This is a genomic window from Citricoccus sp. I39-566, assembly GCF_031432995.1.
GTDB classification, from domain to species: Bacteria; Actinomycetota; Actinomycetes; order Actinomycetales; family Micrococcaceae; genus Citricoccus; species Citricoccus nitrophenolicus_A.
The window spans coordinates 3,263,237-3,287,020 of the sequence record NZ_CP133842.1; the positions used below are offsets into that span (position 1 = coordinate 3,263,237).

Sequence of the window (23,784 nt, forward strand, 5' to 3'; positions counted from 1 at the left end):
ACCCTCGGGGGCCGCGGACCTGCGGTGATCGGTGTCACCGCCGGAGTAGGCTGCCAGGCAGTCACCACTCCACCATCCGAAGGGACACCCTCGTGAGAGAGACCCACTTCAGAACCGCCGCGAGGACCCTCCTCGCGGCGCTCGCCACCCTGGGGGTGCTGCTGCTCGGGATCGCCCCCGCGGCCAGCGCAGCCACGGCCGCCGAGGGCGAAGCCGGCTCCGGCGAAACCTATGTGATCGGCACGGACACCACCTTCGCACCCTTCGAGTTCCGCCAGGGCGGCGACCTGGTCGGCATCGACATCGACCTCATGGAGGCGATCGCCGAGGACCAGGGCTTCGAGGTCGAGTGGCGCTCGCTGGGCTTCAACGCCGCGCTGCAGGCCCTGGACTCCAACCAGGTGGACGGCGTGATCGCCGGCATGTCCATCACGGAGGAGCGCCAGGAGGTCTACGACTTCTCCGAGCCCTACTTCACGGGCACCGTGACCCTGGCCGTCAACGAGGGCGACGAGTCCGAGATCTCCGACTGGGAGGACCTGGCCGGCAAGCAGGTCGTGGTCAAGACCGGGTCCATCTCCGAGGAGGTGGCCACCGAGCGCCAGGACGAGATCGGCTTCGAGGTCACCGCCCTGGACCAGACCACCACCCTCGTGGAGTCCGTGAAGTCCGGCAACGCGGACGCCCTCATCGACGACTACCCGGTGATCGCCTACGGCGTGCAGCAGGGCTCCGGCCTCGTGACCGTCGGCGAGCAGGTGGAGGCCGGCGACTACGGCTTCGCCGTCAACCAGGGCCAGAACCCCGAGCTGCTGGAGAAGTTCAACACCGGGTTGCAGGAGCTGCGGGACTCCGGGGAGTACGACGAGATCCTCAACGAGTACCTCGGCGCCGAGGACGACGGCGTGGACCCGAGCTCCTTCTGGGGCCTGATCGTCACCTCCCTGCCGTCCCTGCTCAACGGCCTGGGCAACACGCTGCTGGTCACGGGCATCTCCTTCGTGCTGGCCATGGTGCTGGGCCTGGCCTTCGGGTTCATGAAGATCGCCCGCAACCCCGTGCTGCGGGGCATCGCGATCACCTTCATCAGCATCTTCCGCGGCACCCCCATCCTGGTCTGGGCGTTCTTCTTCTACTTCGGCCTGCCCCCGCTGATCGGGGTCCCTGTGAACATCTGGGTGGCCGGCGTGATGACGCTGACGTTCAACGGCGCGGCGTACATCGCGGAGATCGTCCGCGGCGCCGTGCAGTCCGTGGATCCGGGGCAGGCCGAGGCCTCCCGCTCCCTGGGCCTGGGCCACGGCAAGACGATGCAGAAGGTCGTGCTGCCGCAGGCGTTCAAGATGATGACGCCGTCCCTGATCAACCAGCTGGTCATCATGCTCAAGGACTCCTCGCTGCTGCTGGCCATCGGCTTCGCCGAGCTGCTCTACCAGGCCCAGCAGATCTACGCGGCGAACTTCCGCGTCACCGAGGTCCTGCTGATCGCCGCCCTGCTGTACTTCATCGCGATCACCGCCCTCACCCAGCTCGCCAACTACGTGGACAGGAAGGTCAACAGATGAGCACCGCGACCACAGAGAACACCGGCGAGCGCATCGTCGGCGAGCGCGTGATGGTGGACGTGCAGGGCCTGGAGAAGTCCTTCGGGGACAACCACGTCCTGACCGGCATCACCGGCCAGATCCGCGAGCGCGAGGTGGTGTGCGTGATCGGCCCCTCGGGCTCCGGCAAGTCCACCTTCCTGCGCTGCCTGAACCGCCTGGAGGAGGCCTCCGGCGGGACCGTGAAGGTGGGCGACTACGACCTGACCGACCCCAAGGTGGACATCAACACCGTCCGCCGGCACATCGGCATGGTCTTCCAGCAGTTCAACCTGTTCCCGCACATGACGGTGGCCGAGAACATCATGCTGGCCCCCGTGGAGCTCGGGAACCTGACGAAGCCGGAGGCGCGGAAGCGCGCCGAGGAACTGTTGGACCGCGTGGGTCTGGCGGACAAGGCGGACGCGCGGCCGGCGTCGTTGTCCGGGGGTCAGAAGCAGCGCGTGGCGATTGCCCGCTCGCTGGCGATGAGCCCCAAGATCATGCTGTTCGACGAGGCCACCTCCGCCCTGGACCCCGAGATGGTGGGCGAGGTGCTGCAGGTCATCCGCGACCTCGCCGCCGAGGGCATGACCATGGTGCTCGTGACGCACGAGATGGGCTTCGCCCGCGAGGTGGCGGACCGGGTGCTGTTCATGGACGGCGGGAAGATCGTGGAGTCCGGCACCCCGTCCGAGATCTTCGATCACCCGCAGCAGCCGCGACTGCAGGAGTTCCTCTCCAAGGTCCTCTGAGCGAGAGGCCCGAGCGCACCGATCCGCTGCCGTCATCCAGTGGACATCTCGTCATCAATCCAACTGACGAGATGTCCGCCGGATGACGATGCCCTGAACGGGCGCCGGCCCCGGCATGGGGCTCCGGCGTAGGCTCGTCGGTGTGTCCCAGACCTACGCCCTTCCCGCGCCCACAGGGCCGTTCCGGCAGATGCCGCTGGAGCGGGCCGGTTCCGTGGCGGTCGACTTCACGAGCGTGGGCATCGGCGAGACGCTGGCCACCGCCACCCGCTGGCCGGACCACTCACATGCCGTCCACGAATTGCTCTGGAACGATGCCGGGGCCTCCACCCTGCGCGTCGGGCGGCGCACCTGGACGGTCACCCCGGCCATCGGCCTCTGGATGCCCGCCGGCACGGTGCACTCAGCCGTCTCTCCCGCAGGCACCCGCTACCGGGCCACCTATTTCACGCCCGACGCCGACCGGTCCCTCGGCCTGTCCGGTACCGGAATGCGCGGCGAGACCTCCCCGCCGGCCCCTCCCGGGGCAGTCCCCGAGGCTCCTCCAGGGGCACTGCCGCAGACCCCGTCCTCGGTGCGGATCACCGTCCTGGTGCGCGAGCTGCTGGACCGGCTGGGCTCCACCACGCTGAGGGCCTCCTCGCGGCGCCTGACCGAGGCCATGGTGCTGGACGTCCTGGCCCCGGCCCCGCACCAGTTCCTTGTCCACGAGCCCACCGCGGAGCTGCTGCGACCGATCGTCGCGGCCGTCCTGGCTGACCCGGCCGACGCGCGGAGCCTGGGCGACTGGTCACGGCAGCTCAGGGTCAGCGAGCGCACCATCACCCGGGCGTTCCAGACCGAGACCGGATTGGGGTTCGCGCGCTGGGTCGGCTCGGTGCGGGTCCAGCGGGCCACCACCCTGCTGGCCGACGGCGAGCCGCTCGAGGACATCGCCGAGGCCATGGGCTACCGCAGCGCCAGCGCCTTCGGGGCCGCGTTCCGCAAGCTGACGGGCACCACGCCGAGCTCGTTGCGCCACTGAACTCGACCACGACCCGGACTGCCGCGCTGTCCGAAAGGCGACAGAACCCTGCGTTTCATCGCGATTGCTCAATAGCGCACGCCTGTCTACATTATTTAGGCAAGGCTTACCTGACCATGGAGCACGCCGCCATTCGCGATGCTTGCCTTGGTCACCATCCCTCAGAGTGGAGTCATCATCGTGAGCATCTCCCGTCCCGTCGCAGCCCGCCCCGTCGCCGCCTCGCTGGCCGCCGTCGGCCTCGTCCTCGCCCTGTCCGCCTGCGGATCCGGGACGGCAGATCCCGCTGCGGACTCCTCGGCCGGTTCCTCTGAGGCCGGATCCTCCGGTGCCGGTTCCTCCGCGGCGGCCGAGTCCGGCCAGGAGTTCCCGATCGAGGTGGAGCACGCCTTCGGCACCACCGCCATCGAGTCGAAGCCGGAGCGGGTGGCCACCGTCAACTGGGCCAACCACGAGGTGCCGCTGGCCCTGGGCGTGGTCCCGGTCGGCATGGCCGCCGCCAACTTCGGTGACGACGACGGCAACGGCGTGCTGCCCTGGGTCGAGGACGAACTCGAAGACCTCGGCGCCGAGACCCCGGTCCTCTTCGACGAGACGGACGGCATCGACTTCGAGGCCGTGGCGGACACCGACCCGGACGTCATCCTGGCCGCCTACTCGGGCCTGACCCAGCAGGACTACGACACCCTGTCCGAGATCGCCCCCGTGATCGCCTTCCCGGAGACCGCCTGGGGCACCGACTGGCGGGACATGATCCGCCTGAACTCTCAGGGCATGGGCCTTCAGGCCGAGGGCGACGCGCTGATCGAGGACCTCGAGGGGCAGATCGCCGAGACCGTCTCCGAGCACCCCGAGCTCGAGGGCACCTCCGCCATGTTCCTCACCCACGTGGACACCGCCGACCTGTCCACGGTGAACTTCTACACCGGCCATGACACGCGGACCATGTTCTTCGAGGACCTCGGCATGACCGTGGCCGAGTCCGTCCAGCAGGTCACCGACGAGACCGACCAGTTCTCCGGCACGGTCTCCGCCGAGCAGGTGGACCAGTTCGACGACGTCGAGGTGATCGTGACCTACGGCGACCAGTCCCTCGTGGACACCCTCGAGGCGGATCCGCTGCTGTCCCAGATGCCGGCCGTCGAGCACGGGGCCATCGTGGCCATGGACGGCACCGGCCCCCTCGGCACCGCCGCCAACCCGACGCCGCTGGCCCTGCCCTACGTCCTCAAGGACTACGCGGACCTGCTCGGCGAGGCCGCCGCGAAGTCCGAGAACGGCTGACCCCACCGCGTGAGCGTCACCTCCACCTCCACCGCAACCCGGCCGTCCCGACGCCGGCCCGGCACCGCCGCGCCCAGCTCACCGGCGCCGCCCACGCGCACCGCGTGGCGTCGCCGCCTGGCCTGGCTCGGGGCCGGGCTCGGGGTGCTGGTCCTGCTCTGCGCGGCCTCCGTCGCCATCGGCTCCCGCACCGTGGGGGTTCCCGCGATCCTCGAGGCGCTGGGCTCGCTCGGCGAGCCGGCCGCGGGACTGGACCAGGCCGCCGTCGTGAAGCGCATCCCGCGCACCGTGCTGGCCCTGGCGGTGGGCGCCGCGCTGGGGGTGGCCGGCGCCGTGATGCAGGGCGTGACCCGCAATCCGCTGGCCGATCCGGGCATCCTCGGCATCACCATGGGCGCCTCCCTGGCCGTGGTGGTCGGCATGGCGTGGTTCGGGCTGTTTGCGGCGCACCAGATGATCTGGATGGCCATCCTCGGGGCCGCCGTGACCGCCGTGCTGGTCTACGCGATCGCCTCGGCGGGCCGCAGCGGTGCCTCGCCGCTCAAGCTGGCCCTGGCCGGGGCGGCCCTGACCGCAGTGGCGACCTCCTTCATCACCGCCGTGGCCCTGCCCCGCGGGGACATCTCCGCGAACATCCGGTCCTGGCAGATCGGCGGGGTCGGCGGCGCGGCCTGGGACGCGATCGCGCTCGTCGCTCCCTTTCTGGGGGCCGGGCTGCTGCTGGCCCTGGTGAGCGCCCGCAGCCTGAACTCCCTGGGCCTGGGCGATGACCTCGCCGCCGGCCTGGGCGAACGTGTCCTGCTCGCCCGCGGGCTGGCCGCCCTGTCCTCCGTGCTGCTGGCCGGTGCCGCCACCGCCGTGGCCGGGCCCATCGGCTTCGTCGGCCTCGTGGTCCCCCACGCCTGCCGCCTGCTCGCTGGCCCGGACCACCGCTGGCTCCTGCCCTACTCCGCCGTCGCCGGCGCGGGCCTGCTGCTCGCCTCAGACGTGCTCGGCCGCATCATCGCCCGCCCCTCCGAGATCGACGTCGGCATCCTCACCGCCCTGATCGGCGCCCCGTTCTTCATCCACATCGTCCGCCAGCGGAAGGTCCGCGAACTGTGACCGCCACCCTCACGCGTCTCGAAACCATGGAAGCCCCCACCGGCACCCACGCGAAGGTGACGGGCGCGCGGCGGGGGCGGGGCCGGCGTCGTGCGCTGGTGATCGGCATCCTGACCGTGCTCGTGGTGGTGGTCTTCGCCGCGTCCCTGATGGTCGGGCGGACCGTCTACGGTCCCGCCGAGGTGCTCGGCGTGGTGTTCGGCCAGGACGTGGACGGGGCCACGTTCACCGTGGGCACGCTGCGGCTGCCGCGCGCGGTGCTCGCCGTGGTGGCCGGTGCCTGCTTCGGGCTGGGCGGCGTGACGTTCCAGACCATGCTGCGCAACCCGCTGGCCAGCCCTGACATCATCGGCATCTCCTCGGGCGCCTCGGCCGCGGCGGCGTTCGCGATCATCGTGCTCGGGATCGACGGCCCGGCCCGCTCCGCGTTCGCCATCGCGGCCGGCCTGGGCGTGGCCCTGCTGATCTACCTGCTCTCCTCGAAGGGCGGGGTGGCCGGCACCCGGCTGATCCTCGTGGGCATCGGGATCGCGGCGATCCTGACCTCCCTCACGAACTACCTGCTCTCCCGCGCCGGGTCCTGGGACCTGCAGGAGGCGCTGCGGTGGCTGACGGGCTCGCTCAACGGGGTCGGCTGGGAGCAGGTGCTGCCCACGCTGGTGGCACTGCTCGTCCTCGCCCCCGTGCTGCTGGGCCAGTCCGCGAACCTGGAGGCCCTCACGCTGGGCGATGACACCGCGGCCGGGCTCGGCGTCCGGGTCAACCGCACGCGCCTGGTGTCCGTGATCGCCGCCGTGGGCCTCGTGGCCTTCGCGACGGCGGCCTGTGGCCCGATCGCGTTCGTCGCCTTCCTCTCCGGTCCCATCGCGGCCCGGCTGCTCGGCCCGAACGGCTCCCTGCTGGTGCCGTCCGCCCTGGTCGGCGCGCTGCTGGTGCTCGTGGCCGACCTCGTGGGCCAGTTCGCCATCGGCACCCGCTACCCCGTGGGTGTGGTGACCGGCGTGCTCGGGGCACCCTTCCTGCTGTACCTGATCGTCCGCCAACACCGCACCGGAGCCACCTCATGATGACGTCGACCACCACCCACGAACTGCGGGCCGAGGGGCTGGCCGTCGGCTACGGCGAGCGCCACGTGCTCTCCGGCCTTGACCTGGAGATCGAGCCGGGCACCGTGACCTCGATCGTGGGGGCCAACGCCTCGGGCAAGTCCACCCTGCTGCGGACGCTGTCCCGGCTGCTCTCCCCCGCCGGCGGCCGCGTGCTGCTGGACGGCCGCTCGGTGCACTCCATGCCGTCGAAGGAGCTGGCCCGGGTGCTCGGCCTGCTGCCCCAGTCCCCGGTGTCCCCGGACGGGATCACGGTGGCGGACCTGGTGGGCCGCGGCCGGCACCCGCACCAGCGGATGTTCCGGGCCTGGAGCGCCGCCGACGACGCGGCCGTGGCCCACGCCCTCGACGCCACCGCCACCGCGGACCTGGCCGACCGCCCCGTGGACGAGCTCTCCGGCGGCCAGCGCCAGCGGGTGTGGATCGCCATGGTGCTGGCGCAGCAGACGGACCTGCTGCTGCTCGACGAGCCCACCACCTTCCTGGACGTCAGCCACCAGATCGAGGTGCTGGACCTGCTCGCCGACCTCAACCGGGACCGCGGCACCACCATCGTCATGGTGCTGCACGATCTCAACCTCGCCGCCCGCTACTCCGACCGGCTCGTGGCGCTGGAAGGCGGCCGGGTCTACGCGGCCGGACCGGCCTCCGCGGTCCTCACCGAGCGGTGCGTGCAGGACGTGTTCGGGCTGCGCAGCCGGATCATCGACGACCCGGTGTCAGGCGGTCCTTTGGTGGTCCCGGTGGGCCGGCACCACGCGGCACCGCACTAACCCGGGTTCGGCGCCGGCCCCGGGGTACCGTGGAGTGCTGTCCCTGTCACCGGCGTCTGCCGCCGTGACCATGACCTGACTGCCACCGCTGCCCCCAGCCGAAATGCCTCCATGCCCCGCACCGTCCGTCCCTCCCTGCCCGGCGCACCGTCCCCTGCCCTGCCTCGCGCGCAGTCCCCTGCCCGGTCCCTCGACCAACCCGTCCAGCCCCACGCCCAACCCAACCAGCCCAGCATCCGGGCCCGCGATCAGTGGGTGGACACCGCCAAGGGCCTGTCCATCGTCCTGGTGGTCCTGCTGCACACGAGCCTGTGGCTGCGCCAGGCGGACATGGAGCGGATCGAGGCGTTCAGCACGCTGAACCTGGCGTTCGAGGACCTGCGCATGCCGCTGTTCTTCGCGATGTCCGGGCTGTTCGCCGCCAAGTGGCTGCGCGCCGGCTGGCGAGACCTCCTGCGGGGCAAGCTCGCGCTGCTGGCCTGGGTGTTCCTGCTCTGGCAGATCCCGATCATCGCCTACCGGATCATCGGCGGCGAGCTGCTGCCGGGCATGGTGGCCACCGACCTGCCGCAGCAGCTCGAGACGTGGGCGTGGTCCCCGCTGCGCGCCAACGCCGAACTGTGGTTCCTCTGGGCGCTCGTGGGGTTCTTCCTGGTCGGCCGGCTGGTGCGGAACGTCCCCACCGGCGTGCTCCTGCTGGCGGCCGCCGCCGTGTCCGTGCTCTGGTCCGGGGTCCTCTGGCAGGGCGTCGCCGGGTGGGAGCCCGGCGAGATCCGCCACCTGCTGGGCACCGGATTCCACCAGGCCCCGGCCTACCTCGTGTTCTTCCTCGCCGCGGCGCGGGGCAGCTCCCTGATGCGCGACGGCGTCGCCCGCCTTCCGCGGACCGCCTGGGCTGCCGTGGCGGCGGGCTGGTTCGTGGCGTTCGTCTGGCTGGACGTGCTGGACGGGCATCGCGACTCGGTCGGGGTGGAGTTCCTCGGCCAGGTCTGCGGCGTGATCGGCGGCCTCGCCCTGGCCGTGACCCTGCAGTCGGTCCCGGCCGTGGCGCGCGGGCTGGCGCACCTGGGCCGGCACACCCTGGAGGTGTACCTGTCCCACACCACGATCGTGGTCGCCCTGGCCTGTGTGCTCTACCTGGCTGGATCACCCCTGCTCGGGGCACCGTGGGCGGCGTGGACGGTGGTGGCCGTGGCCCTCACCGCGATCGGCCTGGGCCTGCTGCTGGGCCGCGCGGCCGGTCGCACGTGGCTGCTGCAGGCACCGGCCGCGGTGCGGCGGCTGGCCGCGGCGGGACGGCCGGACGCGGCGCGACGGCTGGACGTCCCCCGGTGACCTGACAGCGCCACCGGCGGGGGCCGACGTCGTGCCCGAGCATGGACCGCCTCGGCGCACTCCCCTACAGTGGGCCCCACGCTGCCGACCAGGGAAGGCCATCATGACGCCATCACGCCAGACGAAGCCCGAGGACTACCCGCAGGACATCCCCGCCCAGCACCAGCCGGTGCCGGGCGTGCAATCCCAGATGACGCCCGTGCCGGACTGCGGCGAGACCAGCTACCAGGGTTCCGGCAAGCTCGAGGGCCGGGCCGCCATCGTCACCGGCGGGGACAGCGGGATCGGCCGCGCCGTGGCCATCGCCTTCGCCCGCGAGGGTGCGGACGTGCTGATCGCCTACCTCAACGAGGATGAGGACGCTCAGGACACCGCGCGGTATGTGGAGGAGGCCGGGCGCCGCGCCGTGCTGGTCCCCGGCGACCTCTCCGAGCCGGCCCACTGCCGCGCCGTGGTGCAGCGGGCCGTCGACGAGTTCGGCCGGCTGGACGTGCTCGTGGCCAACGCCGCGTTCCAGATGTCCCACGAGACCCTCGAGGAGATCTCCGACGAGGAGTTCGACCACACCTTCCGGCTCAACATCGGCCACTACTTCTACCTGGCCAAGGCCGCGCTGCCGCACCTGAAGCCCGGTGCCTCCATCATCGGCACCTCCTCGGTGAACGCCGACTCCCCCAGCCCGACCCTCGCCCCCTATGCGGCCACCAAGTCGGCCATCGCCAACTTCTCCGCCTCGCTGGCGCAGTTGCTCGGCCCAAAGGGCATCCGCGTGAACTCGGTGGCCCCCGGCCCGATCTGGACGCCGCTGATTCCGTCCACCCTGCCGGAGGACCAGGTGGAGGACTTCGGCCAGCAGGTGCCGCTCGGCCGCACGGGCCAACCCGCGGAACTGGCCCCGGTCTACGTGATGCTGGCCAGCGACGACGGCAGCTACGTCTCCGGAGCACGGGTGGCCGTCACGGGCGGATCGCCGATGCTGTGAGCGACGATCCCGTGAGCGGACGCTTGACGCTGGAGGACCGCTGCGACGGCTACGTGGACCTGCGCTCCTACGCCGCGATCGGCAACGGCCGGACCGTGGCCCTCGTGGCGCATGACGGCTCCGTGGACTGGTTCCCCGTGCCGGACCTGGACTCCGCCCCGGTGTTCGCCCGGCTGCTGGACGCGGACCACGGCGGCTGCATCGAGTTGGCTCCGGACCAGGAGGCCCTGGGCGCCGCGGGCGTGGACGTGGCCGCCGACCTGGAGGTCCACCGCGAGTACGTCCCCGGGACGAACGTGCTGCGCACCACGTACAGCACCCCGGTGGGCACCGTGCGGGTCACCGATTCCGTGAACATGGGCTCCACCGGTGCCCTGCCCTGGACCGAGCTCGCCCGCTGCGTGGAGGGTCTCGACGGCCAGGTCCCGATGCGGTGGCGCGTGATCCCGGGGACCATGCTGAACACCGCCTCCCCGTGGGTCCAGCAGACGGACCAGGGCCCGGTGATCCGCATCGGCGAGGTCTCCCTCGCCGTGCGCGGCGAGGACATCGGAGCGCACGACGCCGGCCCGCAGACCCTCTCCGGCGGGTTCACCTCGGGTGAGGGTACAGAACACCTGCTGGCCGTCGTCGGGACCGCGGCGGAGCCGCTGCGCCTGCCGGAGTCGCACGCGATCCGGCGGAACGTGGACCTGAGCGTGGACCTGTGGCGGCGCTGGACCGACCTGCTGGAGTACGACGGCCCCTACGAGGACGAGGTGCGCCGCAGCGCGCTGGTGCTGAAGCTGCTCGGCCACAGCCCGTCCGGATCCATCGCGGCGGCCGCCACCACGTCCCTGCCGGAGAACCGCGAGGGCACCAAGAACTACGACTACCGCTTCGCCTGGATCCGTGACGCCACCTACACGCTGCACGCGCTGCTGCGCCTGGACGAACAGGAAGACGTGCACGCCGCCGTCTCCTGGCTGCTGCGGCTGGCGCGGCAGCAGCAGCCCCGGCTGCACGTGCTGAACCGGCTCAACGGTGACCTGCCGGAGGCCGGCACCACGGAACTGGAGGTGCCCGGCTGGCGCGGCATCGGCCCCGTGGTCTCCGGCAACGACGCCGCCGACCAGTTGCAGCTCGGCGTCTACGGGGACATCTTCGACATGGCGACCCTGTACGTGGGCGGCGGCAATGTGCTGGACGCCGAGACGGCCCGGATGCTATCCGGGCTGGCCGACGCCGTGTGCGACCTCTGGATCCGGCCCGATGCCGGCATGTGGGAGCTGCCCGAGCACCGGCACTACACCAGCTCGAAGATGGGCTGCTGGGTGGCCCTGGACCGGGCCATCACCCTGGCCGACGGCGGGCACCTGCCGGGCACGGACGACCGGTGGCGGGATGAGCGGGACCGGATCCGGGCCTGGATCGACGAGCACGGCTGGTCCGAGGAGCGCGGCGCCTACGTCATGTACCGCGGGAGCGAGGAACTGGACGTCTCCGTGCTGCTGCACACGATCAGCGGGTTCGACACCGGTCCGCGGATGTCCTCCACCATCGATGCCCTGCGCGAGGAACTGGGCCGCGGGCCCCTGCTGTACCGGTATAGCGGGATGGACGCGGAGGAAGGGACCTTCACGGCGTGCGGCTTCTGGTGCGCGGCGGCCCTCGCCCTGGTCGGACGGCGGGCCGAGGCCCGGGAGCAGATGGACGCGATGCTCGCCCGGGCCAACGACCTCGGCCTGTACACCGAGATGATCGACCCGGCGGACGATGCGTTCCTGGGCAACATTCCGCAGGCCTTGAGCCATCTGGCCCTGCTGGTGGCCGCGCTGACGCTGAACGGGCAGTGAGGGCGGGGCGGCAATCCGGAAGCCCACGCGCTCATTGCGCAATACGGCATGATTCCGTAGATTAATTAGGCGTGCCTTACCTATCGTCGGTTGGCACGTCGAGATGTCGAGGGCCCCGCCTCGATCCCTACGGAAAGCAGACCATGACCGCGACCGCGACCCAGACGTACCCCGCCACCCGTGCCTACCGGACCCGGGTGGCCCGGATCAGCCGGCTCGGCGAGCACTTCGTCCGGTTCACCTTCGCCGACGACGACCTGCAGTTCTTCGGCACCGGCGGCCTCGACCAGCGCATCAAGCTCATGCTGCCCCGGGCGGACGGCACCCTGCCGGACGTGGGCCTGTTCGCCGATCCCGCCCCCGCGATGATGGAGTGGTACACCCGCTGGCGAGAGCTGCCGGACGGCGAGCGCAACGCCATGCGCACCTACACCGTGCGCGCGGTCCGCCCGGAGGTCCGCGAGATCGATGTGGACTTCGTGCTGCACGGGACCGCGGGGCCGGCCTCGGCCTGGGCGTTGGGTGCCGCCGTCGGGGACGAGATGGTGATCCTGGGGCCGGATGAGCGCTCCGAGACGCGCGGCCGCGGCCGCAGCGGGGGCATCGAGTGGGACCCGGGCTCGGCCCGCACGGTGCTGATGGTGGGCGACGAGACCGCCGCCCCCGCGATCTGCGCCATCCTGGAGACCCTCGACGAGGGCTTCAGCGGGCACGTGTTCATCGAGGTGCCGGACGCCGCGGACATCCTGCCCGTGTCCACGCCGGCCGGGGTGCAGTTGAATTGGCTCGCCCGCGGCGCCCGCCCGCACGGCGGGGTGCTCACCGAGGCCGTGCAGGCCTGGGGCCGCGAGTTCGGCGCCGAGGTGGCCGGGTCCGCAGCCGGCGCTGTGACGGGCGCGGCCGGCGTCGTGGGTCAGACCGATGTGGAGGCGGCCGAGGCGGAGGCGACCCTGTGGGAGGTCCCGCCGGAGAGCCCCCACGGTCACTGGTACGCGTGGCTGGCCGGCGAGGCCGGAACCATCACCGGGCTGCGCCGCCATCTGGTCAAGGGCCTGGGGATCGACCGCAAGTGTGTGTCCTTCATGGGCTACTGGAAGATCGGCCGCGCCGAGGGCTCCTGACCCCCGCACCACCCCACCCCCTCAACTTTGGGGGCAGGAATCACTAGTGATCTCTGCCCGGAAAGTGCGACGGGGTGGGGTTATCCACAGATTCGGACCGCCACCTCCTGCGGCGGCCGAGACTCCCTAGAGTGAGTCGAACCGCGGGGCGCAGAGTTCCGCCGAAGACCGGGACCGGCAGGACCGGGCCCTGACGTCCACCGTGGAGGCCCCATGAGCGATCGATCCCCCTCAGGACCTCAGCCACCGCCCGTGCAGCCGCAGCCGGGACCACCTCCGGAAGGGCACCCCACACGGGTCCCCGGCCAGCCCCACCCGGCGACGCTCAGGCCCCAGGCAGGCTTCGGCCGCGGGCGGTTCGCCGTGTTCTTCGGCGTACTCGGCGTCCTGACGATTCCGCTCATGTTCCCCGCCATCGCCTCAGGCGCGTTGGCAATCGCCTCCTGCTCGGACGCCGGGACGAGGTCAGCGGCTCGCGCGGCCCGGATCCTCGGCATCGTCGCCGTGGTGGGTGGCTTCGCCTGGGGCATCCTGGCGCTGTACTACTTCTTCGGCATGCTGGTCATCGGGTTCTCGGGTGAAGACCCGCCGTACGGCATCTGGAACTGGTGGGAGGCCTTCGCCCGCTGACAGCCGGTCACCGGCATGTCCCGGCGTTTCTGCCGGGTATGAGGCACCTCACGCACGTAGGTTGGTGTCACCGTCTCAAGTCGACCACCACCAGCGACCGGTGCCCCGCGTGCTTCCCCGGCAATCCCCCGCGAGGTTCCGGATCTTCCTGAATGGAGCCTGACGTGAACGATCATCTCACCGCACCGCGCCCCTCGTACCCGGCACCGACCCCGGCCCGCACTGAACCGGCCCGCCCCCACCTCTCGCGACGCCGCCTCCTCCAGGGCTCCGCGGCCCTGGGCGGCCTGATCGCCTTCGGCACCGCGGTCTCCGCGTCCACCACGCCCGCCTTCGCCGCGACCGTCAGCCGTCCGGACATCATCTCCGTCAAGGGCTGGGGCGGGGCCTCCCCGAAGGGCCCGCTGTCCACGATCGACCGCCGCCCCGGGCACCTGGTCATCCACCACACCACCCACGAGAACTCCGCCGACTACTCGGACGAGGCGGCGCACGCGGTGGCCCGGCTGATCCAGCGCAACCACATGACCAACGGCTGGGCGGACACGGGGCAGCAGTTCACCATCGCCCGGGGCGGCCAGATGCTCGAGGGACGGCAGGGCTCACTGGCGGCCGTGGTGGACGGGACCCGCTTCATCGAGGGCGCCCACGCCTACGGGTTCAACGACCAGTCGGTGGGCATCGAGGTGGACGGGATGTACACCAGCGTCCTGCCCACGGACGCCCAGTGGGCCTCGCTCGTGCACCTCAGCGCCTTCATCTGCGAGCGGTACGGGATCGGCGTGGACCGCATCATCGCCCACCGCGACGCCCCCGGCGCCCAGACCCTGTGCTGCGGGGACGCCTTCTACGCGCAGCTGCCCGCCCTCCGCCAGGAGGTCGAGGCCGCGCTGGCCGGAGGGCTCGACGCCGGCCCGGGAACCTCCCGCGACTACCCCACGGTGGGCCGTGGAGACGAGGGCGACGCGGTGCGCCGCGTCCAGGTGACCCTCACCGGGATCGGGCACCGGACCGGTGTGGCCGACGGCGTGTTCGGCGAGGCCACCGAGCAGGCGGTCCGCGAGTACCAGTCCTCGATCGGCACGGGCGTGGACGGCGTGGTCGGCCCCCGGACGTGGGGCGCGCTGGCCACCCACCATGCCGCGGGATCCACGGTGCGCTCCGGGGACGGCGGCACCGAGGTCGAGTACCTGCAGCGCGGTCTCATCGCCGCCGACGGCGCCGCTCTGGCCGCGGACGGGGTGTTCGGGGACCAGACCGAGTCCGCGGTCAGGGGTTACCAGCAGTCGCGGGGGCTGGCCGTGGACGGGGTGGCAGGGCAGAATACCTGGCACGCCGTGAAGCACGGGCGCTGATCCCGCCCCGGCCGGAATCCACATCACTCGCTGATCATTCACCGAGGGGCTCCACGGTACCCACGCCCCTCGCCGTGCCAAGGAGGCCACCGTGAACTCACTCGTCCTGGCTGTTGTCGGGGTCGCCATGATCCTGCTCGGCTACTTCCTCTACTCGAAGTACATCTCCCGCCGCATCTTCAAGCTCGACCCCGACTATGAGACGCCGGCGCACCGCTACGAGGACGGCGTCGATTTCGTGCCGACCAACAAGTGGGTGCTCTGGGGCCACCACTTCACCTCCGTGGCGGGCGCGGCACCCATCGTCGGCCCGGCCGTGGCCGTGATCTGGGGCTGGCTTCCGGCGTTCCTCTGGGTCACGCTCGGCACGGTGTTCTTCGCGGGCATGCATGACATGGGCTCGCTCTGGGCCTCCGCACGCCACAAGGGACTGTCGATCGGTACCCTGTCCGGGAAGTACATCGGCCGGCACGGCCGGAACCTCTTCCTCGTGGTGATCTTCCTGCTGCTGCTCATGGTCAACGCGGTGTTCGCCGTGGTCATCGCCGGGCTGCTGGTCTCCACCCCCACCGCGGTCATCCCCACCTGGGGCGCGATCGCGGTGGCGCTGGTCATCGGCCAGGCGATCTACCGCCTGAAGTGGAACCTGCCGGTCGTCTCCGTGGTCGGCGTGGTCGCCCTCTACGGCCTGATGCTCCTCGGCGACGCGTTCCCGATCGTCCTGCCGGACACGATCCTGGGCCTGAGCGCCACCGCCTTCTGGATCGTCGTGCTGTTCCTCTACGCGGGCGTGGCCTCCCTGTTGCCGGTGTGGGTGCTGCTGCAGCCACGCGACTACATCAACGGCCTGCAGCTGTTCATCGGCCTGGGCATCCTTTACCTGGCCATCATCATCTCGTCGCCGGCCGTCGTCGCCCCGGCCGTCAACCAGAACGTCCCGGAGGGCACTCCCAGCCTGTTCCCGCTGCTGTTCGTCACGATCGCGTGCGGCGCCATCTCCGGCTTCCACGGCATCGTCTCCTCCGGGACCAGCTCCAAGCAGCTGAACCGGGAGCCCGACGCGCGGCTGGTCGGCTACTTCGGGGCCGTCGGGGAGGGCCTACTCGCCTTGGGCACCATCATCGCGACGACGGCCGGCTTCCGCACGCTGGCCGAGTGGGAGTCCGTGTATGCGGCCTTCAACGACGGCGGCGTCGCCGCGTTCGTGTCCGCCGGCGGGGACATCCTCAATGCCGGGCTGGGCATCCCCTCCTCGCTGTCCGCGACGATCCTGGCCACCATGGCGGTGCTGTTCGCGGCCACGACGATGGACACCGGGGTCCGGCTGCAACGCTTCGTGGTCTCCGAGATCGGCGAGATCATGGGGGTCAAGATCAATGTCCTGGTCTCGACCCTGGTGGTGCTGGCCTGCACCATGGGTCTGGCCTTCGGCGCCGGTGGGGACGGCTCCGGCGGCATGGTCATCTGGCCGCTGTTCGGGACGACGAACCAGTTGCTGGCGGCGCTGACCCTGTCCATCATCGCGATCATGCTGATCCAGCGGCGCCGGCCCGTCCTGCCGGTCCTGGTCCCCCTGGTGTTCGTGCTCGTGGTCAGCATCTACGCCTTGATCGTGCAGATGGGACAGTTCCTGGCGGAGCAGAACTGGCTGCTGCTGGGACTGGACCTGGTCATCCTGATCGCCGCCGTGTGGGTGGTGGTCGAGGCCGCCTCGTCGATGAACCGGGCCCGGAGGGAGCCGGCCGTGGATGAGAACGCCGAGGCCGACGAGCTCGACCCGTCCACCCGGATGTAGGGGCTGCCGCATGGCCACCAGGTGGCGGAGCCGGCTGTCCAGTCTGACAGCCGGCCTCCACGAGTTCTACGCCGGCCCGTACCGCGCCACCTTCGCGCGCGCCCGGCGGGACGAGGAGGACCTGTTCATGATGATGGTCTTCTCCGAGGCCCTGGGGGTGCCCAACCCCGCGAACTACTACACCGTGGAGCTGATGCCCGTGGTCTATGACCGCTTCCACGAATGGCACCGCCGCATGGGCATGGACCGTTCTCCCCTGGACTCGATCTCATGCTGCTGAATCACCTGGTGGACCGCCGGATCCTGTTCTTCGGCGGCAAGGGCGGGGTCGGGAAGACCACCCTGTCCTCCGCCGCCGCATCCGCCCTGGCCCGCACCGGCAAGACCGTCCTGCTGGTCTCCACCGACCCCGCCCACAACCTGGGCCACCTCTGGGATCGGCCGATCGGTTCCGGGCTCGTCCAGCTGGCGCCGGGCATCACCGGCACCGAGGTGGATCCTGGGGCCACCGCTGACGCGCACCTGTCCACGGTCGCGGCCACGGTCAAGGGCGTGATGCCCGAGCACCTGCACCGGGAGGTCGACCGGTACTTCGACCTGGCCCGTTCCTCGCCCGGGACCCATGAGGCCGCGATGCTCGAGCGGGTCAGTGAGATCGCCACGGCAGGTCTGGAGAGTCACGACGTGGTCATCTTCGACACCGCCCCGACCGGGCACACCACCCGCCTGCTCGACCTGCCGCAGCTGATGGCCGCGTGGACCGAGGGACTGCTCTCCCGGCGGACCCAGACGGAACGCTTCGCGGACGCGATCAAGGGACTGGAGCCCCGGGCCCGGCGCGAGGGCAGGAGTCCCGCCCCGCGGAGCGCCCAGGAGTCCCGTGACGCGCGGATCCGCCGCATCATCGAGGCCCGGCAGGCACTCTTCCACCGCATGCACGATCTCCTGACGGACGCAGAGCTCACCGCGTTCGTGGTCGTGCTGACGGCAGAGCGACTGCCGGTGCTGGAATCGGTGGCGCTGCACCGGGAGCTCACGCAGACCGGACTCGAGGTGGCGGCGCTGGCGGTCAACCGCCGCTCCCCCACCGACCAGGGCGAGTTCCTCGCGCGGCGCCACGCCGCGGAGGCAGAGCAGCTGGCCTCACTCCGATCCCAGCTGCCCGGGGTGCCGGTAGAGGAGTTCCCGCTGCTCGCCGGGGAGGTGACCGGGCCGGCTGCCGTCCAGCGGTTCGCTGACCTGTTGCCTTGACGGCTGACGGCTGACGGCTGACGGCTGACGGCTGACGGCTGACGGCCACTGAACCCCCGCGCCGCCGGACCGACACGGCCGGGTGCCCGGCCGCCGTCGTGCCCCATAAACGGCTCATCACAAACGAGGGTGTAGACGTGGGTCTCGAAGGGTGGGCGCGTCGGTAGCTGGATAGAGGTCGAGGCCTTCCGAAGATGGAAGTTCCTACACAAGCCATCTGAAAGACCTCGACGTGCTCAACGCTACCTTCGACGACTGTGACCTGACCAAGTTCTGCCGCCTTCACGAGCTCGGCCTGGAAGCCACTGGCCAACGCCTGGAACCAGGTCGGGCGGTACTGGCCTGCCGGGTTGTGGAGCCGGATGACTGGTGCCACCGCTGCGGATCGAAGGGAACCCCACGTGGCACGGTGATCCGCCGGTTGGCGCACGAGCCGTTGGGCTGGCGCCCGACCACGCTGCGCATCACGGTCCGCCGCTACCGGTGTGATGACTGCGCCCACGTGTGGCGCCAAGACACCACCAAGGCGGCTGAGCCCAAGGCCAAGATCTCCCGGCGGGCACTGCGCTGGGCCCTGGAGGGACTGGTCGTGCAGCACCTGACCATCGCCCGGGTCGCTGAATCTCTGGCAGTGCGGTGGAACACCGCCAACGACGCCGTCCTGGCCGAAGGACGACGCCTGCTGATCAACGATCCGACTCGGTTCGCGAACGTCACCGCGATCGGCGTGGATGAGCACGTGTGGCGCCACCCCCGGGGCGGCGACAGATACGTCACGGTGATCATCGACCTCACCCCGCTGCGCGCTGGCACCGGGCCGGCCCGCCTGTTGGACATGGTCGAAGGCCGTTCCAAGCAGGTGTTCAAGACCTGGCTGGCCGACCGCGACCAGTCCCGGCGGGACAACGTGGAGGTGGTGGCCATGGACGGCTTCACCGGGTTCAAGACCGCGGCGGAGGAGGAACTGCCCGACGAGATGGCCGATCGAGGGCTCATCCCGCGACAGATTCGGGACGCGTTCCACGCCGCCATGGCACAAGAAGATCAATCATCTTGAATGCTCGACGGACCCTGAAGACCGTTCCCGGGACGCCGATTGCCGCTCTCGATGGAGAGGAGCCACTGGTCGAGGCGGTCGTCGCGGACATCCTGCGCGAAAGCATCGGCGCAAGGTGCCAACGTGAGGCCTTCGCCGCACCAGACCACTTCAGTGATGTCGTGGTTGCAGCACTCCAGGCAACCCAACATGCCCGGCAGTCCTTCTGACGGTCCCGCCAACAGCTCCTGACGAGCCCGGGGAGGGAAACCTCAAGGAATGCCAACTGCCGCATGGTTCACCGCACTCAAAGGCTCCTCACCCGCAGACCGCGTACCCAACCAAGCACGACGGTATAGCGAGCTCAATCAACACATCCCGACCGATACTCACCGGCGACCCACCGGGCTCATCAGAACGAGACGTCATAGTAGTGTCGGTCACACCGGACAGATCAGCAGGCTGTCATCCCGGCCCGGGGGGCAGCCCTGAGAAGGAGGACGTATGAAGGCTCTGACATGGCAGGGGAAGCGCTCCGTGAGCGTCGAGGAGGTTCCGGATCCCCGGATCCAAGAGCCCACGGACGCGATCGTGCGGATCACCTCGACCGCCATCTGCGGGTCGGACCTGCACTTGTATGAGGTGCTCACCCCGTTCATGGACAAAGGCGACGTCATCGGCCACGAGCCCATGGGGATCGTGGAAGAGGTCGGCTCCGCCGTTACCCATATCAAGGCCGGGGACCGCGTGGTGATTCCCTTCAACGTCTCCTGCGGCCACTGCTTCATGTGCAAGCAAGGCTTGCAGTCGCAGTGCGAGACGACCCAGGTCCGGGAGTACAACAGCGGTGCAGTCTTCTTGGGCTACTCCCGCCTCTACGGTTCGGTGCCCGGCGGGCAGGCCGAGTACTTGCGTGTCCCACACGCGGACTACGGACCCATTAAGGTCCCGAACACCGGCGAGGACGAGCGCTACCTGTACCTCTCCGACGTGGTGCCCACGGCGTGGCAGGCCGTGCAGTATGCCGCGCCCCCGTCGGGTGGCTCCCTGGCCGTGCTGGGCTTAGGCCCGATCGGTCAGATGTCCGCCCGGATCGGCCGGCACTTGGGCTACCGGGTGCTCGCGGTGGACCCGGTCGCCGAGCGGCGGTCCATGGCCGAACGCCACGGCATCGAGACGCTGGACTCCTCCAGCGACGTAGCGGAGCAGCTGAAGGACCTCACGGACGGCCGCGGTCCGGATTCCGTGGTGGACGCGGTCGGTATGGAAGCTCACGGCTCACCCGTGGCCGGTGCGGCCCACCAGGCGGTGGGGCTGCTGCCGTCCCCGCTGGGCCGCAAGGCGATGGAGACGGCCGGGGTGGACAAGCTCGCCGCACTGTACACCGCCATCGACGCCGTTCGGCGCGGCGGAACGATCTCCATCAGCGGGGTGTACGGCGGCATGAAGGACCCCCTGCCAATGCTCACGATGTTCGACAAGCAGATCCAGCTACGCATGGGCCAGTGCAACGTGAAGCGGTGGACCGATGACCTCTTGCCGCTGGTCGACGATCCTTCGGACCCGTTGGGGGTTCTCGACCTCAAGACGCACACCGCGTCCCTGGACGAGGCGCCGGAGATGTACGAGAAGTTTCAGAAGAAGCAAGACGGCTGCATCAAGGCGGTGCTGAAGCCGTAGTCTGGGTCTGTCAATCTAACGGTGTAGCTGGGTTGTAGTTGGTCAGCGGCGGTGGGCGGAGAGCCGACCGTCGAAGGCGACGTCGAATGCGTTGAGTGCTTGCTTCCAGCGTTGGGTCCATCTGGCCCGGCCCTTGCCCGTGGGATCGAGGGCCATCACGGCCAGGTAGACGCACTTGAGCGCGGCCTGCTCGTTGGGGAAGTGGCCGCGTGCCCGGACGGCCTTGCAGATCCGGGCGTTGATGGACTCGATCGCGTTCGTGGTGCACACGATCCGTCGGATCTCGCGGTCGAACTGCAGGAACGGCCTGACCTCCGCCCACGCGTTCGACCACAACCGCACAATCGCCGGATACTTCTGCACCCACTCCTCCTGGAACTCTAGGAAGCTCTCCTCGGCTTCGGCTACGGTGCCGGTCTGGTAGACGGGCTTGAGCGACCGGGAGATCGCGTCCCAGTCCTGCCGGGCGGAGTAGCGGAAGCTGTTGCGCATCAGGTGCACGATGCAGGTCTGCACCACCGTGTCCGGCCAGACTGTCAAACCCGGGGCTTGACACCCTCGTTTGTGATTAGCTGCTTTGGCTCTTCACAATTGAGGGTGTAGACGGGGTTCTCGGAGGATCGGCGCGTCGTTGGCTGGATAGAGGTCGAGGCCTTCCGAAGATGGAGGTTCCTACGCCAGCCATCTGAAAGACCTCGACGTGCCCAACGCTACCTTCGACAGCTGTGATCTGACCAAGTTCTGCCGCCTGGACGAGCTCGGCCTCGAAGCCACCGGCCAACGTCTGGAGCCAGGTCGGGCGGTGCTGGCCTGCAAGGTGGTCGAGCCCGACGACTGGTGCCACCGCTGCGGATCCCAGGGCACACCACGCGGCACCGTGATCCGCCGGCTGGCCCACGAGCCGCTGGGCTGGCGACCCACCAGCCTGCACATCACGGTTCGGCGCTACCGATGCGCCGACTGCGCCCACGTCTAGCGCCAGGACACCACCGCCGCGGCCGAACCCAAGGCCAAGCTCTCCCGCCAGGCCCTGCGCTGGTCTCTGGAGGCCCTGGTGATCGGCCATCTGACCGTCGCCCGGGTCGCCGAGTCACTGGCAGTGCGGTGGAACACCGCCAACGACGCCGTCCTCGCCGAGGGCAAGCGGATTCTGATCGACGACCCGTCCCGGTTCGACGGCGTCACCGCGATCGGCGTGGACGAGCACGTGTGGCGCCACACCCGCCGTGGGGACAAGTACGTCACCGTGATCATCGACCTCTCCCCGCTACGGGCCGGGACCGGCCCGGCGAGGTTGTTGGACATGGTCGAGGGCCGGTCCAAGCAGGTCTTCAAGACTTGGCTCGCCGAACGCGGCCAGGTCTGGCGGGACGGCGTCGAGGTGGTGGCCATGGACGGCTTCACCGGGTTCAAGACCGCGGCGGAGGAGGAGTTGCCCGACGCGGTGGCGGTCATGGATCCCTTCCACGTCGTCCGCTTGGCCGGGGATGCCGTGGAGAAATGCCGGCGCCGGGTCCAGCAGCAGGTCCACGGCCACCGCGGCCGCAAGGGAGACCCGCTCTACAAGGCCCGGCGCACCCTGCTGACCGGCGCGGACCTGCTGACTGATCGGCAGTACTCGAAGATCCAGGACGTCTTCGACGGGGATGAGCACGTGGAGGTCGAGGCCACCTGGGCGTTCTACCAGCACATGGTCGCCGCCTACCGGGAGCCGGACCGTGCCAAGGGCAAGACGATGATGGCCACGTTGATCGCCAAGCTCGGCCGGGCAGTGCCGAAGAAGCTCGCCGAACTGGCAGCGCTGGGCCGGACCTTGAAGAAGAGGGCGGCGGACATCCTGGCCTACTTCGACCGCCCCGGCACTTCCAACGGTCCCACCGAGGCCATCAACGGCCGCCTCGAACACCTCCGCGGATCGGCCCTCGGGTTCCGGAACCTGACGAACTACATCGCCCGGTCGCTGCTGGAACCCGGTGGATTCAGGCCACTGCTACACCCCGGATTGTGATGAGCCCCATAAACGCCCATGAACCCCGTTAAACGACGGTGCGGGCGCCATCCCCGAAGGGTTGACGCCCGCACCGTGCGAGAGGGGGAAGTGCTGAAGGATCAGCGCTTCGAGAACTGCGAGGCCTTGCGGGCCTTCTTGAGGCCGGCCTTCTTGCGCTCCACCACACGGGCGTCGCGGGTCAGGAAGCCAGCCTTCTTGAGAGCGGCGCGGTTGTTCTCGCGGTCGATCTCGTTCAGGGAGCGGGCCACACCGAGGCGCACGGCACCGGACTGGCCGGAGGGGCCGCCGCCGGTGATGCGGACGATGACGTCATAGGCGCCCTCGAGCTCGAGAAGCTTGAAGGGGTCGTTGACCTCCTGCTGGTGCAGCTTGTTCGGGAAGTAGTTCTCGAGGCTGCGGCCGTTGATGGTCCACTGGCCGGAGCCCGGGACCAGGCGCACGCGGGCGATCGCCTGCTTGCGGCGGCCCACGGCGCCGCCGCCGACGGTCAGCGCCGGGCGCTCGGCCACGGCGACGGTCTCGGGGGCAGACGTGGACTCGGAGGTGTAGCTGGTCAGCTCCACTTCCTCGGTCGACTCATTCTCATTGAGAGTCATGGTTCTCCTTGAAAGATTCTGGGGGCTGACCGCTACTGGGCGACCTGGCCGATTTCGAATGTCTTGGGCTGCTGGGCGGCGTGCGTGTGCTCGGCACCGCGGAACACCTTCAACTTGTGCATCTGCTCAGCAGACAGGGAGTTCTTCGGGAGCATGCCGCGCACGGCCTTCTCCACGGCGCGCACCGGGTTCTTCTCCAGCAGTTCCGCGTAGGAGACGGAGGAGAGCCCACCCGGGAAACCGGAGTGGCGGTAGGCGCGCTTCTTCTCGAGCTTGGCGCCGGTGAGGGCGACCTTCTCAGCGTTGATGATGATGACGAAATCGCCCATGTCCATGTGGGGGGCGAAGGTCGGCTTGTGCTTTCCGCGCAGCAGTGTTGCGGTCTGGCTGGCAAGACGACCCAGCACGACATCAGTGGCGTCAATGACGTGCCACTGGCGATCGGCGTCGCCGGGCTTCGGGGTGTACGTACGCACGTTGTTTGCCTTCGTGTTCGGTGTCGGTTACAGCTCTCCGGCCCGCGGTCGT

General features: G+C 69.9%; 20 protein-coding genes and 2 pseudogenes. 19 read left to right on the forward strand and 3 right to left on the reverse strand.

Features of this window, described 5'->3' with window-relative positions; genetic code table 11:
- Window positions 1-92: 92 nt before the first annotated feature.
- From RE421_RS14935 to RE421_RS15020, 18 genes and pseudogenes are all read left to right on the forward strand, one after another.
- The gene (locus RE421_RS14935; protein ID WP_309811732.1) at window positions 93-1,565 is read left to right on the forward strand and encodes an ABC transporter substrate-binding protein/permease; all 1,473 of its coding nucleotides are present in this window, start codon (window positions 93-95) and stop codon (window positions 1,563-1,565) included.
- On the forward strand, window positions 1,562-2,338 hold the full coding sequence (locus tag RE421_RS14940; protein WP_309811735.1) for an amino acid ABC transporter ATP-binding protein: 777 nt from the start codon (window positions 1,562-1,564) through the stop codon (window positions 2,336-2,338). Before RE421_RS14935 ends, RE421_RS14940 begins: the two co-directional genes overlap by 4 nt.
- A gap of 142 nt (window positions 2,339-2,480) precedes the next feature.
- Window positions 2,481-3,362 carry an AraC family transcriptional regulator gene (locus RE421_RS14945; protein WP_309811738.1) on the forward strand — a complete coding sequence of 294 codons (882 nt, stop codon included), beginning with the start codon at window positions 2,481-2,483 and terminating at the stop codon, window positions 3,360-3,362.
- A 180-nt stretch (window positions 3,363-3,542) separates the two neighbouring features.
- Complete coding sequence (locus tag RE421_RS14950) at window positions 3,543-4,646, forward strand: iron-siderophore ABC transporter substrate-binding protein (protein ID WP_309811740.1); 1,104 nt, start codon at window positions 3,543-3,545, stop codon at window positions 4,644-4,646.
- A gap of 9 nt (window positions 4,647-4,655) precedes the next feature.
- Window positions 4,656-5,750, forward strand: a complete 1,095-nt coding sequence (locus tag RE421_RS14955; protein ID WP_309811741.1) for an iron ABC transporter permease — start codon at window positions 4,656-4,658, stop codon at window positions 5,748-5,750.
- Between the two features lie 26 nt (window positions 5,751-5,776).
- Window positions 5,777-6,817: an iron chelate uptake ABC transporter family permease subunit gene (locus RE421_RS14960; RefSeq protein ID WP_309817458.1), complete on the forward strand. Its 1,041-nt coding sequence runs from the start codon at window positions 5,777-5,779 to the stop codon at window positions 6,815-6,817.
- On the forward strand, window positions 6,814-7,629 hold the full coding sequence (locus RE421_RS14965) for an ABC transporter ATP-binding protein (protein WP_309811742.1): 816 nt from the start codon (window positions 6,814-6,816) through the stop codon (window positions 7,627-7,629). The genes RE421_RS14960 and RE421_RS14965 overlap by 4 nt, the downstream gene beginning before the upstream one ends.
- 111 nt (window positions 7,630-7,740) lie before the next feature.
- Window positions 7,741-8,964: an acyltransferase gene (locus RE421_RS14970; RefSeq protein ID WP_309811745.1), complete on the forward strand. Its 1,224-nt coding sequence runs from the start codon at window positions 7,741-7,743 to the stop codon at window positions 8,962-8,964.
- A 103-nt stretch (window positions 8,965-9,067) separates the two neighbouring features.
- The gene (locus RE421_RS14975; protein WP_309811748.1) at window positions 9,068-9,946 is read left to right on the forward strand and encodes an SDR family oxidoreductase; all 879 of its coding nucleotides are present in this window, start codon (window positions 9,068-9,070) and stop codon (window positions 9,944-9,946) included.
- An 11-nt stretch (window positions 9,947-9,957) separates the two neighbouring features.
- Window positions 9,958-11,781, forward strand: a complete 1,824-nt coding sequence (locus RE421_RS14980) for a glycoside hydrolase family 15 protein (RefSeq protein ID WP_309811751.1) — start codon at window positions 9,958-9,960, stop codon at window positions 11,779-11,781.
- A gap of 143 nt (window positions 11,782-11,924) precedes the next feature.
- On the forward strand, window positions 11,925-12,902 hold the full coding sequence (locus tag RE421_RS14985) for a siderophore-interacting protein (protein ID WP_309811753.1): 978 nt from the start codon (window positions 11,925-11,927) through the stop codon (window positions 12,900-12,902).
- 402 nt (window positions 12,903-13,304) lie between these two features.
- Window positions 13,305-13,532, forward strand: coding sequence for a hypothetical protein (locus RE421_RS14990; protein WP_309811756.1), 228 nt, complete (start codon window positions 13,305-13,307; stop codon window positions 13,530-13,532).
- Between the two features lie 164 nt (window positions 13,533-13,696).
- Window positions 13,697-14,887: an N-acetylmuramoyl-L-alanine amidase gene (locus tag RE421_RS14995; protein ID WP_309811759.1), complete on the forward strand. Its 1,191-nt coding sequence runs from the start codon at window positions 13,697-13,699 to the stop codon at window positions 14,885-14,887.
- Window positions 14,888-14,978: 91 nt separating this feature from the next.
- Window positions 14,979-16,682, forward strand: a complete 1,704-nt coding sequence (locus tag RE421_RS15000) for a carbon starvation protein A (RefSeq protein WP_309811762.1) — start codon at window positions 14,979-14,981, stop codon at window positions 16,680-16,682.
- Window positions 16,683-16,692: 10 nt separating this feature from the next.
- A complete protein-coding gene (locus RE421_RS15005; protein ID WP_309811764.1) occupies window positions 16,693-16,962 on the forward strand; it encodes a cory-CC-star protein in 270 nt (89 codons plus the stop codon).
- Window positions 16,953-17,933, forward strand: a complete 981-nt coding sequence (locus RE421_RS15010) for an ArsA family ATPase (RefSeq protein WP_309811767.1) — start codon at window positions 16,953-16,955, stop codon at window positions 17,931-17,933. The genes RE421_RS15005 and RE421_RS15010 overlap by 10 nt, the downstream gene beginning before the upstream one ends.
- Before the next feature lie 232 nt (window positions 17,934-18,165).
- Window positions 18,166-18,978: pseudogene (locus RE421_RS15015) on the forward strand (ISL3 family transposase); the annotation flags it as partial.
- Window positions 18,979-19,473: 495 nt separating this feature from the next.
- Window positions 19,474-20,649 carry a zinc-dependent alcohol dehydrogenase gene (locus RE421_RS15020; protein ID WP_309811768.1) on the forward strand — a complete coding sequence of 392 codons (1,176 nt, stop codon included), beginning with the start codon at window positions 19,474-19,476 and terminating at the stop codon, window positions 20,647-20,649.
- A 42-nt stretch (window positions 20,650-20,691) separates the two neighbouring features.
- On the opposite strand, the gene RE421_RS15025 is transcribed toward RE421_RS15020, so the two are convergent.
- Complete coding sequence (locus tag RE421_RS15025; RefSeq protein ID WP_309811769.1) at window positions 20,692-21,189, reverse strand: transposase; 498 nt, start codon at window positions 21,187-21,189, stop codon at window positions 20,692-20,694.
- A gap of 160 nt (window positions 21,190-21,349) precedes the next feature.
- Here RE421_RS15025 and RE421_RS15030 point away from each other — a divergent pair.
- Window positions 21,350-22,657: pseudogene (locus RE421_RS15030) on the forward strand (ISL3 family transposase).
- A gap of 101 nt (window positions 22,658-22,758) precedes the next feature.
- On the opposite strand, the gene rpsI reads toward RE421_RS15030, so the two are convergent.
- Both rpsI and rplM read right to left on the reverse strand, forming a co-directional pair.
- Window positions 22,759-23,256 carry a 30S ribosomal protein S9 gene (rpsI, locus tag RE421_RS15035; protein ID WP_309811772.1) on the reverse strand — a complete coding sequence of 166 codons (498 nt, stop codon included), beginning with the start codon at window positions 23,254-23,256 and terminating at the stop codon, window positions 22,759-22,761.
- A gap of 32 nt (window positions 23,257-23,288) precedes the next feature.
- The gene (rplM, locus tag RE421_RS15040) at window positions 23,289-23,732 is read right to left on the reverse strand and encodes a 50S ribosomal protein L13 (protein WP_309811777.1); all 444 of its coding nucleotides are present in this window, start codon (window positions 23,730-23,732) and stop codon (window positions 23,289-23,291) included.
- Between the last annotated feature and the right edge of the window lie 52 nt (window positions 23,733-23,784).